The sequence below is a fragment of the Streptomyces sp. RKAG290 genome (assembly GCF_023701695.1).
In the GTDB taxonomy this organism is placed as follows: domain Bacteria; phylum Actinomycetota; class Actinomycetes; order Streptomycetales; family Streptomycetaceae; genus Streptomyces.
Genome location: NZ_JAJOZC010000001.1, coordinates 4993051 through 5006646, shown reverse-complemented (window position 1 = coordinate 5006646; position 13596 = coordinate 4993051). Strand labels below are relative to the sequence as shown.

Genomic DNA, 13596 nt, shown 5'->3' with positions numbered 1-13596 from the left:
CTACGCCGGGACGATGTTCACCAGCTTCGGCGCCCGGACGATCACCTTGCGGATGCCCGCCCCCTCCAGCGCGGCGACGACGGCCGGGTCGGCCAGTGCCAGGGTCTCCAGCTCCGCGTCCGTGATCGACGGGGAGATCTCCAGGCGCGCCCTGACCTTGCCCTTGATCTGCACCACGCAGGTCACGGTCTCGTCGATGACGTACGCCGGGTCGGCGACCGGGAAGTCCTGGTGCACGACGGAGTCGGTGTGGCCCAGCCGGCGCCACAGTTCCTCGGCGATGTGCGGTGCCAGCGGCGCCACCAGCAGCACCAGCGACTCGGCGACGGAGCGCGGCAGCGGGCCGCCCGCCTTGGTCAGGTGGTTGTTCAGCTCGGTGACCTTGGCGATGGCGGTGTTGAGGCGCATCCCGGCCATGTCCCCGCCGACGCCGTCGATCGCCTTGTGCAGCGCCCGCAGCGTCTCCTCGCCGGGCTCCGCGTCGACGACGGTGACCTCACCGCTCTCCTCGTCGACGATGTTGCGCCACAGCCGCTGCAGCAGCCGGTACTGACCGACGACCGCGCGCGTGTCCCAGGGGCGCGACACGTCCAGCGGGCCCATCGCCATCTCGTACAGGCGCAGCGTGTCCGCGCCGTACTCGCCGCAGATCTCGTCGGGCGTCACGGCGTTCTTCAGGGACTTGCCCATCTTGCCCAGGACGCGGGAGACCTTCTCGCCCTGGTGGTAGTACGCCCCGTCGCGCTCCTCGACCTCGGCTGCCGGGACCGCGATGCCGCGGCTGTCCCGGTAGACGAACGCCTGGATCATGCCCTGGTTGTACAGCTTGTGGAACGGCTCGGCGGAGGAGACGTGCCCCAGGTCGTGCAGCACCTTGGACCAGAAGCGTGCGTACAGCAGGTGCAGTACGGCGTGCTCGGCGCCGCCCACGTACAGGTCGACACCACCGGTCGGCTGTCCCTCGCGCGGGCCCATCCAGTACTGCTCGATCGCCGGGTCGACCAGCTTGTCGGCGTTGTTCGGGTCCAGGTAGCGCAGCTCGTACCAGCAGGAGCCCGCCCAGTTGGGCATGGTGTTGGTCTCGCGGCGGTAGTTCCGCGGACCGGCCCCGTCGCCCAGGTCCAGGGTGACGTTGACCCAGTCGGCGTTGCGGGACAGCGGGGTCTCGGGCTGGGTGTCGGCGTCGTCCGGGTCGAAGGTGCGCGGCGAGTAGTCGTCGACCTCCGGCAGTTCCAGGGGCAGCATCGACTCGGGCAGCGGGTGGGCGATGCCCTCCTCGTCGTACACGATCGGGAAGGGCTCGCCCCAGTAGCGCTGGCGGCTGAACAGCCAGTCGCGCAGCCGGAAGTTGACGGTGCCCTCGCCGACGCCGTGTTCCTTCAGCCAGTCGGTGATCTTCGCCTTGGCCTCGACGACGCCCAGGCCGTCCAGCGAGATCTCGTCGTTGGCGGAGTTGACCAGCTTCGCCTCGTAGGAGGCGAACGCGTCCTCCCACGTCGAGGCGTCGGTACCGCGGTCGTCCGACGGCTGGACGACACAGCGCATCGGCAGCTCGAAGGCGCGCGCGAAGGCGAAGTCGCGCGCGTCGTGCGCCGGCACGGCCATGATCGCGCCGGTGCCGTACCCCATCAGGACGTAGTCGGCGATGAAGACGGGGACCTGCTCGCCGCTGACCGGGTTGGTCGCGTAGGCGCCGGTGAAGACCCCGGTCTTGTCCTTGGCCTCGGCCTGCCGCTCCACGTCGGACTTGGCGGCGGCCTGCTTGCGGTACGCGGTGACGGCCTCGGCCGGGGAGGTGTGCCCGCCGGTCCAGACCGGGTGGGTGCTCTCGGGCCAGGCGGCCGGAATGATCCGCTCCACCAGCTCGTGCTCCGGCGCCAGCACCATGTAGGTGGCGCCGAACAGGGTGTCCTGGCGGGTGGTGAAGACGGTGATGTCACCGGCTCCGTCGACCGGGAAGGCGACCCGTGCGCCCTCGGAGCGGCCGATCCAGTTGCGCTGCTGCAGCTTGATGGCCTCGGGCCAGTCCAGCCCGTCCAGGTCGTTCAGCAGCCGGTCGGCGTAGGCGGTGATGCGCATGTTCCACTGGCGCAGCTTGGCCTTGAAGACGGGGAAGTTGCCGCGCTCGGAGCGGCCGTCGGCCGTGACCTCCTCGTTGGCCAGGACGGTGCCCAGCCCCGGCGACCAGTTGACGGGCGCGTCGGAGGCGTAGGCCAGCCGGTGGTCGCCCAGGATGTCGGCGCGCTCGGCCGCGTTCAGCGCGCTCCAGTCGCGGCCGTCCGGGGTGGGGCGCTCACCGCTCTCGAACTGGGCGACCAGTTCGGCGATCGGCCGGGCGCGGTCCGCGTCGGCGTCGTACCAGGAGTTGAAGATCTGCAGGAAGATCCACTGGGTCCACTTGTAGTACTCCGACTCGATGGTCGCGAACGAGCGGCGCTTGTCGTGGCCCAGGCCCAGCCGGCGCAGCTGCGCCGTCATGTTCTCGATGTTGGACTCGGTGGAGATGCGCGGGTGCGTGCCGGTCTGTACGGCGTACTGCTCCGCGGGCAGGCCGAAGGCGTCGAAGCCCAGGGTGTGCAGGACGTTGTGGCCGGTCATCCGCTGGTGGCGGGCGAAGACATCGGTGGCGATGTAGCCCAGCGGGTGGCCGACGTGCAGGCCCGCACCCGAGGGGTACGGGAACATGTCCATGATGAATTTCTTCGGCTTGGCGGCCAGCTCCGGATTGTCCGCCAGGTCGCCGGTGGGGTTCGGTGCCTCGTATGTGCCCTCGGCGTCCCAGAAGTCCTGCCAGCGTGCCTCGATGTCGGCGGCCATCGCTGCCGTGTAGCGGTGCGGCGCAGCAACGTCGGCTGCGGAATTCGTCTCGCTCATGATCCTCAAAGCTCCATCGATCGTCATCTGCCGGCGCCCACGTCTACGGACACGCGTCTACGGAAACGAAAAATCCCCTCGCACAGGAGGGGACGCCGCGCCGATGCCGACCAGGCATTCTCACCGGTCGGGAGTGATCAGCGCGGCTCGCTAAGCAGAAGGCGTACGGCACGCATGGCGTCAGGGTACCGCACGGGCCGGGGAGCCATCCGGGCGCCGCCGATCCGTGGACACGGAGGCCCGTGCCGCCGCCGAACGCGCCCCCGCGGCGGGATGCGAAACGTACGGCGGAACGTCCGGGAAGCGGCGGTTACTCCGCGTACCGCCCTCTATCGGGGCAACAACTCAAACCTCGTACTGGTCGGTATGACGCGACCTAGCATGCGGCAACGGGACCGCTTTGCCGAGCCATTCGGAGTTGCCCCCATGAACCCTCATCGCAAGATCCGCTCAACGGCCGGCCCCAGTCGGGGGCCGAGCCGACAGGTGCAGGGCGGACTGACCGTCGCCGCACTGGTACTCATCCCCCTGCTCGTCGTCGCGGGCAGCGACGGCCTGCGCGCCACGCTCGACTTCACGACGGGCGTCCTCTCGCTGGTGTCGCTCACCGCCGCGGTGGGCTGGGGCCTGCTCGCCACCGACCGGCTGTTCCTCTCCTCCCGACAGCGGCTGATCGGCCAGGGCATCCACCGGGCCGCCGCGGCCGCCTCACTCGGTTTCCTGCTGCTCCACGTCACGGTGAAGGTCTCGCTGGGACATGTGGCGCTGCTCGGCGCCCTCATACCCTTCGGCCTCGGATTCAGCGGTACGGCCGGGCTGATCGGCTTCGGTGCGCTGGCCGGTCTGCTGATGGTGACGGCTGCCGCGACCGGAGCGCTGCGCAGCGCCTTCGCCTCCCCCGGCAAGGTCGCGGGGCGCTGGCGGGCGCTGCACGCGCTGTCCTACCCGGCCTGGTGCGCGGCGCTGGTGCACGGTCTGTACGCGGGCCGGGCGCCCGCGACCTGGGTCGTCGTGATGTACAGCCTGTGCCTCGTCGCGGTGGCGGCCGCCCTGTGCCTGCGCATGCTGCCGCCACCGACGAAGCGCCGGATCACCGCCCTGGTCACCGCGCTCGTCAAGCCGGGCGCGCTGCCCGCCGAACCCGACCCGGTGACCCGCGAGGCCCCGCTGCCCGGTGCGGACACCGCGCTGCCGTGGGAAGCGCGGGACGGGCGGGGAGCATACGGAACGGGCGGCTCCGGCCGGGAGGGGCCGGCGGGCCCGTTGCGGGGGACGCCGCTCCCGTCGTCCTTCGAGCGCCCGCGCACCACCCTCTCGCCACCGGCCCCGCCGCTGTACGAGGCCCCCTTGTACGAGGCCCCGCTGTACGAGGCCCCGCCGCGCAGCTCCGACCGCCTCTCGACCGGCCCGGCCGCGGGGCCGTTCGCCGGCCGTACGGGCCCCGGGCCCGGGATCGCCGCCGGCTACCGCGCTGTCTCGCCGGCCGCCGAGCGCGCCGGCGGCCGGCAGCCGGCCGGACGCTGGCCGGCCCCGTCCCCCGCCCCGCCCACCCAGGCACTGCGCCGGCCGCCCGAGGCCGCGGAACCGGCACACACCCCGTACGAGACGGGGGAGGCGCGGCCCTCGCCGCACGAACCCGCCGAGCCCGGCCGTACCCCTTTCATACCGGCGCAGACATCCGGCTCCCCGGCATACACCCCCGCTCAGGCCACCGGCGCCGCGTACACCCCCGCTCAGGAAACCCCGCGCGCGCCGTACGCCCCGGGAGCGGCGACACCTCCCCCGTCCGCCGTCGGCGACACCGCTCCGTTGCCGGGGCCGCTCTACCCACCCCCTGCCGGAGAACCCTGGCACGCACCCGCAGGAGAACGACCGTGAACATCCCCCTCCCCGACGTCCCCGAAGTACGCGTCGTCGGCCTCCCCAGCTGACCAGCGGCTTCGACCTGGTGGAGCGGCTCGACCTCGGCATGCACCTCAAGGTTCACGGCCCGCTGGAGCCGATGACCGGCGAGCGCCTGGCCGAGCTGGCGGAGACCATTTCGCTACGTGGCCGCGGCGGCGCCGGATTCCCGTTCGGGAGGAAGTTGCGGGCCGTCGCAAAGGCATCCATCCGACGCGGGGTGCGCCCCGTCGTCGTGATCAACGGCAGCGAGGGCGAGCCCGCCTGCCGCAAGGACACCGTGCTGCTCAACCGCGCGCCCCACCTCATCCTGGACGGCGCGCTGCTGGCCGCCGAGGCGCTCGGCGCCCGCACTCTGGTGGTCGCCGTCACCCGTAACTCCACGGAGATCTCGGTGCGCGCCGCCCTGGCCGAACGGGGCCTGTCCGACCGGCGCGGACAGCAGCTGCGCGCCCGGGTGGTGCGCACGCCGGAGCGGATGGTCTCCGGCGAGGCCTCGGCGGTCATCCGGGCGGCGTCCGGCGGCCCCGCCCTGCCGCCCGGACGGCGTGAACGCGCCGCCGAGTCGGGTGTCGGCGGCGCCCCGACCCTGCTGTCGAACGCGGAGACGTACGCACAGCTCGCCGTCGCCGCCCGGATCGGCGCCCGCCGCTACGGACACACCGGCCTGCCCGACGAGCCCGGCACGGTGCTCCTCACCCTGTCAGGGGCGGTCGCCCGGCCGATGGTCATCGAGGTGCCCACGGGCGTGCCGCTGCGGTACGTGCTCCAGCTGGCGGGCGCGCCGCCGCTGCCGCAAGGCGTGCTGACCGGCGGGTATCACGGCAACTGGATCGGCGTGAACGCCACCCATGACGCCGTCGTCTCCCGCGAGTCGCTGGCGGCGGCGGGCGGTGCGCTGGGGGCGGGCGCGATCCTGCCGATCGGGCCGGAGACCTGTCCGCTCGGCGAGTCCCTGCGGGTGGCGAACTGGCTGGCCGCGGAGACCGCCGGACAGTGCGGTCCGTGCAAGCTCGGGCTCCCGGCCGCTGCGGGCGGGCTTTCCGACGTGCTGAACGGCGGCGGGCCCGCCGCCCTGGAGGCCCTGCGCGAGGTGACCCTCGCGGTGAAGGGCCGGGGCGCGTGCAAACACCCGGACGGCTCCGCGCGCTTCCTGACCTCCACGCTGTCCACGTTCACGGACGACCTGGCCGCACATGTGCTGGACGGCGGCTGCGGCCGCGAGACGCTCGGTGTCCTCCCCCTCCCCTCGCCCGGCTACCAGGACGTGGAGGAGTCCATTCCGAGCGGCGGGCAGCTTGCCGTGGACTGGACGCTCTGCCAGGGTCACGGGCTCTGTGCGGACATCGTCCCGGAGCTGATCAGAATGGGCCCCGACGGCTACCCGGCCCTCGCGGACGCCACGGTCCCGATGCATCTGCGGGGCCGCGCGCAACGTGCGGTGCGGCGGTGTCCGGCGCTGGCGCTCCGGATCGAACAGCAGGCTCCCGAACGGCCCGCGCTGCCGCCGACGGTCGGCCGGAAGGCCCTGGGCAGCGGCCGTAGTTGACAGGACACAGACGAGCAGCGGGCCATCCGAATCGGATGGCCCGCTGCTCGATCTTCACTGTGGAGCTAAGGAGAATTGAACTCCTGACCTCCTGCATGCCATGCAGGCGCTCTACCAACTGAGCTATAGCCCCGTGCTGCGCCACCCGGTCTCCCGCGGCGACATCGAGAACATTACCGGTCCTCCCGGCCGTCCACCAAATCGTTTCCGGTCTGCCCGGTTCCGCCTGATCGACGGGGAGCGGTCAGGCGGTGGCGAAGGAGTAGAAGCGCTTCAGCGTGCAGTGCTCCTCCAGGAGCCGGCCGTAGATCGGCTCCCCCTCCAGCTCCCGGTAGGTCTCGATGGGGTCGCCCTTTATGACCAGCGCCCGCGCACATTCCTCACACCAGTACTGATAGTCCGCATTCACCGGGTCCATGTCCCTGACGATGGGCGTACCGCTGCCGCACCAGTCGCACTTCCTCCTGTGTGCACCCATGGATCAGCTCCGGCTGCGGCCGCGGGCCGTACACAGGGGGAGGACTCCGCCGGTCCCGCCGGGCGGGTGGACCACGGGGGCGAGCTGCCGGCGGGGCGGCCGACGCGTACGCGGGCCTTGGGGACAGGGGGCAGGTCCGGGACCTTGTGGCGACTCGCAGGCATCGCGCACTCCCTCCCGTTCGGTCCGTCGCCCTCCGGCCGGTCCGATTCTGCCATGACCCCGCAAGGGGGTCAGCCCTGCTGAGATCCCACCGGCCGCCGACGCCGCACAAGACCGGCGAGCACACCCACGACGGCGGCTCCCGACAGGGCGAGAGCGCATGCCCACAGCGCCTCTCCCGAACCCTGCGCCCCAGGTGTATCAAGGCGGTTGAGGTAGAGCGTGCCGAACACGGCGACGCCGATCAACTGGCCGAGCTGGGTGACGGTCACGAGCAGGCCGCTCGCATCCGCGGCGTCCTCCGGCCGTACGTTCGCCAAGGCACCCGTGAGGGTGGGACTGAAGCCCAGCGCCAGGCCGGCTCCGATGATCACGAAGGCCACGTACAGTCCCGCGCCGCCGTCGCCCCCGTCCCGCATCACCAGACCGAGGACAGCCGAACCGACAGCCACGAGGGTGAAGCCGACCGGGACCAGGATTGCCTGCAGCCGGGCCGGCCAGCGGCGCCAGGTGAGTCCGACCGCCCCGAAAACCACCGCGGTGGGCGCGAACATCAGCCCGCTGCGCAGCGCCGAGTAACCCAGACCGCCCTGGATGTGCAGCGTCATCACGAACAGGAAGCCGGCGTTGACGGCCATCACCAGAAGGATGCGCAGCGCCGCACGTGCGATGCCGGGGACACGGAGCACACCGACCGCGATCAGGGGTATGCCACCACGCGCGGCCAGCCGGGACTCGTACACCGCGAACCCGGCGATGATCACCATGGAGGCGAGCAGACAGATCCACGTCCAGGCCGGCCAGCCCAACTCCTGCCCGAGCACCAGCGGAACGGTGAACAGAGTGACCCCCGCGGCGAGCATCACCAGTCCCGCCAGGTCCAGTCTGCGGGCCCGCGCCTCCTGCCTGGCACGCGCGCTGCGAAGTTCGCCCGGCAGGACACGGACACCGAGCACCAGCAGAACCAGCCCGATCGGCACATTGACCAGGAAGACCGGCCGCCAGCCCGTTCCGAACAGGTCGGCGCTGACCAGCACCCCGCCGACCACCTGCCCGGCCGCGGCCCCGGTGGCCAGCACGGCGGCGTAGGCGCCCAGCGCCCGGACCCTGGCCTCACCGGTGAAGTGCTGCTGGATCAGGCTGAGCACCTGCGGGATCATCACCGCCGCGCCCACGCCCTGGATCACCCTGAAGGTGATCAACTGCCCGGTGTTCACCGCCAGTCCGCAGGCGAGCGAGGCGACGGTGAAGACAGCCAGGCCCACCAGGTGGGCGCGGCCGTGCCCGAACACGCTGCCGAGCCGGGTGCCGGTGATGAGCAACACGGCGTACGAAATGGTGTATCCGGCCACCACGAGCTGCAACCCGGCCCCGGACGCGCCGAGTTCCGTGCGGATCGTCGGGGCGGCGACATTGACGATGAAGATGTCGAGCAGCGCCATGAACTGGGCCGCCAGCACGAGAGCGAGCAGCCGCCCGGGGTGTTTGTCGGTGGTGGGGTCTTTACTGGATACGGAACGTGGAGTTGCCTCGGAGGTCGTGGTCATGGCCTCAAGGCTGGCCCTGGCCTCATACGGGTAACGAGAGCCCGCTGATGCTGGTACTGGCAGCACCTGGCAACACCGGTGAGGAGCACCGACGATGGGGGGTGTGACGACGGTGACAGCACAGCATCGGGCACCACAGGAACGACACGGCCAACCGGCACACCTGGAGCCGGCACGACAGGAGCCGGCACGACAGGTCCCGACGCGACGGACCACGCGCGGACAGCAGCAGGGCCGGCGGCCCGAGCTCGCCGAGTTCCTGCGCAACCGCCGGGCGCGGGTGACACCCGCCGACGTGGGCATGGCACCGGGGTTCCGGCGCCGCACCCCGGGCCTGCGCCGCGAGGAGGTCGCCCAGCTCTCCGGTGTCGGGGTCACCTGGTACACCTGGCTGGAGCAGGGCCGCCCGATCAACGCCTCCCCGCAGGTCCTGGACGCGGTGGCGCGCACACTGCGGCTGGACGCGTCGGAGCGCGAGCACCTCTACCACCTGGCCGAGGTGGCATACATACCGGGCAGACAGACCGACACGATCGAGGTCGGCCAGGAGATCCAGCGCATCATCGACGCGCTGGACCCGCACCCGGCGGTCGTCTACAACTCCCGGTACGACGTGCTGGCCACCAACCCCGCCTACCGCGACCTCTTCGGCGTACCGGAGATGGCGGACACCGGGGTCCGCAATGTGCTGTGGGCGTTGTTCACGGTGCCCGAGAAGGACTGCCCCGTCGTCCACCGCACCCAGGAGCTGCCGCTCATGGTGGCGACCCTGCGGGGCGGCTACGGGCGCCATACGGGCGAGCCCGCCTGGGAGGCGTTCATCGAGACGCTCTGCGCCGCCAGCCCGTACTTCGCCCAGTTGTGGCGCAGCGGAGATGTGGCCCCGCCGGGGCCGCGGGTGAAGACCTTCCGGCACTGGGCGGCGTCCGGCGAGATACGGATGACGTCGGTGTCGCTGTCCGTCAACGGGCTGCCGGAGTGCCGGATCGTCGCGTACACGCCGGCCGACCTGGAGAGTGAGCAGCAGATGGTGGTGCTGCGCGACCGCCGGGACGTGTGACCGCGGAACCTCCCGCCGCCGTCGGCCCGACCTTGCCGTGCCCTCCGCGTCGCAAGAGATCCGCGTCGCAAAAGATCCGCGTCGCAAAAGATCCCGCCCCCTGACGGGGGCGGGATCTTGATTGTGGAGCTAAGGAGAATTGAACTCCTGACCTCCTGCATGCCATGCAGGCGCTCTACCAACTGAGCTATAGCCCCGCTGTCCGCTGTGTTTCCCTGCGTTTCCGCGCTGCGAACAAGAAGAACTTTAGCCTGTGACCAGCCAGAAAGTGAAATCCGCCCGTTGCCGCCCGAAGGCGCCTTCCAGGTGCTGTTCAGGCGGCAGGTCAGGCGTCGTCGCCGAGCACCGGTTCGGGCAGTGTGCCCGCGTTGTGCTCCAGCAGGCGCCAGCCGCGCGCGCCCTCGCCCAGCACCGACCAGCAGCAGTTCGAGAGCCCGCCGAGCCCTTCCCAGTGATGCGACTCCAGGCCCAGCAGCCGGCCGATGGTGGTCCGGATGGTGCCGCCGTGACTGACGACGACGAGCGTGCCCTCGTCGGGCAGCTTGTCGGCGTGTGCGAGCACGACGGGAGCCGCACGGTCGGCGACCTCGGTCTCCAGCTCACCGCCGCCGCGTCGCACCGCCTCGCCGCGCTTCCAGGCCGCGTACTGCTCGCCGAACCGGCCCAGGATCTCCTCGTGGGTAAGGCCCTGCCAGGCACCCGCGTAGGTTTCGCGCAGGCCGGGGTCGTGTGTGACGCCGAGGCCGGTGACCGCGACGAGCTCGGCCGCCGTGGTGGCGGCCCTCTGCAGGTCGGAGGCCACGATCGCGTCCGGCTTCAGCGAGGCGAGCAGCCGGGCGGCCCTGCGGGCCTGCCCGACGCCGGCTTCGGTGAGCTCGATGTCCGTGGAGCCCTGGAACCGGCGCTCCAGGTTCCAGGCCGTCTGGCCGTGTCGCCAGAGGACGATCCTGCGGCCCCTGCCGCTTCCGCTGCCGTTCAGCTCTGGTCACCTTCCGTGCCGCCGGTGAGCTGTGCGTGCTCCTCGGCCTTGCCGCGGGTCTTGACGGCGTCCTCGGGCAGGGCGATCTCGGGGCAGTCCTTCCAGAGCCGCTCCAGCGCGTAGAAGACGCGCTCCTCGCTGTGCTGGACGTGGATGACGATGTCGACGTAGTCGAGGAGGATCCAGCGGGCGTCGCGGTCGCCTTCGCGGCGGACCGGCTTGACGCCGAGCTCCTTCTGGAGCTGCTCCTCGATCTCGTCGACGATCGACTTGACCTGGCGGTCGTTGGGGGCCGAGGCCAGCAGGAAGGCGTCCGTGATCGACAGCACGTCGCTGACGTCGTACGCAATGATGTCGTGCGCGAGCCGGTCGGCGGCCGCCTGAGCGGCAGCGTTGATGAGCTCGATGGAGCGGTCCGTGGCGGTCACAAGCAGGCTTTCGTCGGCGGGCAGATCGACCTCTAGGGTCTCACGGACCGCCGACACCCGACGCAGCCATTGCCCGAAGACCGTTCAGGGGTCGCCCGGACCGCCGCACGGCGGCCCGGGGGCCGCTGCGGGACGGCTCCGGAACCGTCCCGGAGCCGCTCCCCCAGCGGGTCTATTCGATCTTGTAGTTCTGCCCGATGACGACGGACACGTCCGCGTTCCCGGCCGGCTTGCCCTGCTTCACCGCGCTCGTCGGCAGATCGAGGGTCTTGGCCACCTGAGTGGCCTTCTCCTTGTCCGCGGCCGCCTTGTAGACGACCTGGGAGGAGGCCACGGCATCGGTCTTCCCGCCGTTGACGAAGGCGTACCCCCCGTTGACCAGCTTGATCCGGGCGGACTCCGTGCCACGGTCGTCACCGGTGGCGTTCTTGATGCCGACCCGTACCGCCGCGTCCGCGGCCGGGGCCTTGACCGTGCCGCCCAGGATGTCCTTGACGACGCTCTCCGTGGCCGCGTCGGTGAGGGTGCCGTCGTCCTGGACCGGCAGCAGCGCCGTCTTGTAGTCACCGACCTTGGCGTGCTCCGCCAGCTTGGCCAGGGAGGCGCCGAGGTCCTTCTCGGGCAGCGACGGGTCCAGGATCTGGGCCAGCGTCTGCACCGTGACGGTGGCCGCCTTCGGGTCGTCCGAGATCTTGCGCAGCACTCCGCGCATGACCTGCCCGAACCGCATCAGCTGCTTGGCCTCGGCCTCGTCGGGGCCGCGGTAGGTGGCGTACGCGACGGCCATCGGGCCGCTGAGTGTCTGCGCCTTGCCCTTCTTCACCAGGGGCGGGGACCCCTTCTTGGTGTCGGGCACGGCGGTGTCGGTGTCGACCTCGATGTTGCCGACGAGGTCGACGAGGTTCTCCAGGTACGGGGTGTCGAGCCGCCAGGTGCCGCTGATGTCGGTGCCGAGCAGCGTGTCGATGGACTCGCGGGTGCCGCTGGTGCCGTCGTCGTCGACCGATTTGCCCAGTGTGCTCGTGGTGCCGTCCTCGTCGGAGACCGCGAGGGAGTTGGGGAGCAGGACGGTGGTCCCCTGCTTGGTGGTGACGTTGTCGACGAGCAGCGCCGTGGACGTACCGCCGCCCTTGGTGTTGTGGAGGTGGACCACGATGACGTCCCGCCGCTGCGGGCCGGTCGTCGCGGTGTCCTCCTTGTCCGAGGACGACAGGCCGGGATCTTGCCCGCGGACCAGAGGTAGCCGACACCGCCGACCACGACCAGGGCCACCACGACGATCAGCGCGACCATCCGGTTGTGACCGCGGCGCCGTGCTTCCTCCCGTCGCTCGCTGCGGCTCTCGGTGAACTTGAGCCAGTCGATGACGTCTTCGGAGTCCTCGTCGGGCTCCTCGATGAAGGAGAACTGCTCGGTGCGGTAGTCGCGGTCGCCGCGACGCTGCCCGGGGACGGCTGCCTCCGGCTCGGCGTCCGGTTCAGGACCGGGGCTCGGCGACGGAGCAGGGGTGGGAGCCGGCGGCGGGGCCTGCTGCGGGATGTTCCACTGCTGGGTGGTGTCGACCACGGCGGGCTGCTGCCCGGTGTCGTAGCCATAGCCGTCGTAGCCGTAACCCTGCTGCGGAGGCTGGTGCTGCTGGGCGGCGTACGGGTCGTACTGCTGCGGGGCCTGGCCCGGCTGCTGCTGTTGCTGCTGCTGTTGCTGCTGTTGCTGCTGTTGCTGCTGTTGCTGCTGTTGCTGCTGCTGGGCGTACGGGTCGTAGCCGTACCCCTGATCACCGGCGTGGGGTGCCTGCTGCTGGGCCTGCTGTTGCTGCTGAGCCTGTTGCTGTTGCTGTTGCTGCTGCGCATACGGGTCGTACTGCTGCTGCCCGGGCTGCTGCTGGTACACCGGCTGCCCGTACTCGTCGTAGCCGACGATCTGCGGCTGCTGGTAGTACGGGTCGTACGGATTCTGTCGGTCGTTCACCGGTGCCCCTCTCCGTGGCTCATTCGCCGCGGTACAGCTGGCGCTTGTCGATGTAGCGGACCACGCCGTCCGGCACGAGGTACCAGACGGGATCTCCCTCGGCGACCCTCCCACGGCAGTCTGTGGAGGAGATCGCCAGTGCGGGAACCTCCACGAGGGAAACGCCGCCCTCCGGCAGCCCGGCGTCCGTGAGCACATGTCCCGGCCGCGTCACACCGATGAAGTGGGACAGCGAGAACAGCTCGTCGGCGTCCCGCCAGGTGAGGATCTGGGAGAGCGCGTCGGCACCGGTGATGAAGAAGAGGTCCGCGTCCCCGTGGACCGCGCGCAGGTCGCGCAGGGTGTCGATCGTGTACGTGGGGCCGTTGCGGTCGATATCGCTCCGGCTGACCGAGAACTGCGGGTTGGACGCCGTGGCGATGACCGTCATCAGATACCGGTCCTCGGCCGGGGAGACCTGCTTGTGGCTCTTCTGCCACGGCTGCCCGGTCGGGACGAAGACCACCTCGTCGAGGTGGAACTGGGCGGCCACTTCACTGGCCGCCACCAGGTGTCCATGATGAATCGGGTCAAATGTCCCGCCCATCACGCCGAGTCGGCGCTTTCCGCGGCCGGTAGGCACTTTCTGCTCTCCCATGCGTGCAGAGCC

The 13596-nt window shown here is 70.8% G+C and carries 8 protein-coding genes, 2 tRNA genes and 2 pseudogenes; 3 read left to right on the top strand and 9 right to left on the bottom strand.

Annotated features, from left to right (window positions below):
- On the bottom strand, positions 1-2874 hold the full coding sequence (gene leuS / locus LNW71_RS22010; protein WP_250969793.1) for a leucine--tRNA ligase: 2874 nt from the start codon (positions 2872-2874) through the stop codon (positions 1-3).
- Between the two features lie 426 nt (positions 2875-3300).
- Here leuS and LNW71_RS22005 point away from each other — a divergent pair, with 426 nt between their 5' ends.
- Together LNW71_RS22005 and LNW71_RS22000 are read left to right on the top strand one after the other, a co-directional pair.
- Positions 3301-4752, top strand: coding sequence for a hypothetical protein (locus LNW71_RS22005; protein WP_250969792.1), 1452 nt, complete (start codon positions 3301-3303; stop codon positions 4750-4752).
- Positions 4749-6325: pseudogene (locus tag LNW71_RS22000) on the top strand (ferredoxin). Before LNW71_RS22005 ends, LNW71_RS22000 begins: the two are co-directional and overlap by 4 nt.
- Before the next feature lie 60 nt (positions 6326-6385).
- On the opposite strand, the gene LNW71_RS21995 reads toward LNW71_RS22000, so the two are convergent.
- The 3 genes from LNW71_RS21995 to LNW71_RS21985 all read right to left on the bottom strand — a co-directional run bounded on the left by LNW71_RS21995 (position 6386) and on the right by LNW71_RS21985 (position 8512).
- Positions 6386-6458 (bottom strand) — tRNA-Ala (locus tag LNW71_RS21995).
- 111 nt (positions 6459-6569) lie between these two features.
- Positions 6570-6803, bottom strand: coding sequence for a hypothetical protein (locus LNW71_RS21990; RefSeq protein WP_111331746.1), 234 nt, complete (start codon positions 6801-6803; stop codon positions 6570-6572).
- Between the two features lie 233 nt (positions 6804-7036).
- A complete protein-coding gene (locus LNW71_RS21985; protein ID WP_250969791.1) occupies positions 7037-8512 on the bottom strand; it encodes an MFS transporter in 1476 nt (491 codons plus the stop codon).
- A gap of 280 nt (positions 8513-8792) precedes the next feature.
- Here LNW71_RS21985 and LNW71_RS21980 point away from each other — a divergent pair, with 280 nt between their 5' ends.
- Positions 8793-9572 (top strand): helix-turn-helix transcriptional regulator, encoded by a 780-nt coding sequence (locus tag LNW71_RS21980; protein WP_250972100.1) that lies wholly within the window; start codon positions 8793-8795, stop codon positions 9570-9572.
- A gap of 124 nt (positions 9573-9696) precedes the next feature.
- On the opposite strand, the gene LNW71_RS21975 is transcribed toward LNW71_RS21980, so the two are convergent.
- From LNW71_RS21975 to nadD, 5 genes and pseudogenes are all read right to left on the bottom strand, one after another.
- A tRNA-Ala gene (locus LNW71_RS21975) sits at positions 9697-9769 on the bottom strand.
- Positions 9770-9897: 128 nt separating this feature from the next.
- Positions 9898-10551, bottom strand: a complete 654-nt coding sequence (locus LNW71_RS21970; RefSeq protein WP_250972099.1) for a histidine phosphatase family protein — start codon at positions 10549-10551, stop codon at positions 9898-9900.
- Complete coding sequence (gene rsfS, locus LNW71_RS21965) at positions 10548-10979, bottom strand: ribosome silencing factor (protein ID WP_024494266.1); 432 nt, start codon at positions 10977-10979, stop codon at positions 10548-10550. Before rsfS ends, LNW71_RS21970 begins: the two co-directional genes overlap by 4 nt.
- A gap of 172 nt (positions 10980-11151) precedes the next feature.
- Positions 11152-12947: pseudogene (locus LNW71_RS21960) on the bottom strand (LCP family protein).
- Positions 12948-12966: 19 nt separating this feature from the next.
- Entirely contained in the window at positions 12967-13584 is a 618-nt protein-coding gene (gene nadD, locus LNW71_RS21955; RefSeq protein ID WP_250969790.1) for a nicotinate-nucleotide adenylyltransferase, read from the bottom strand.
- Between the last annotated feature and the right edge of the window lie 12 nt (positions 13585-13596).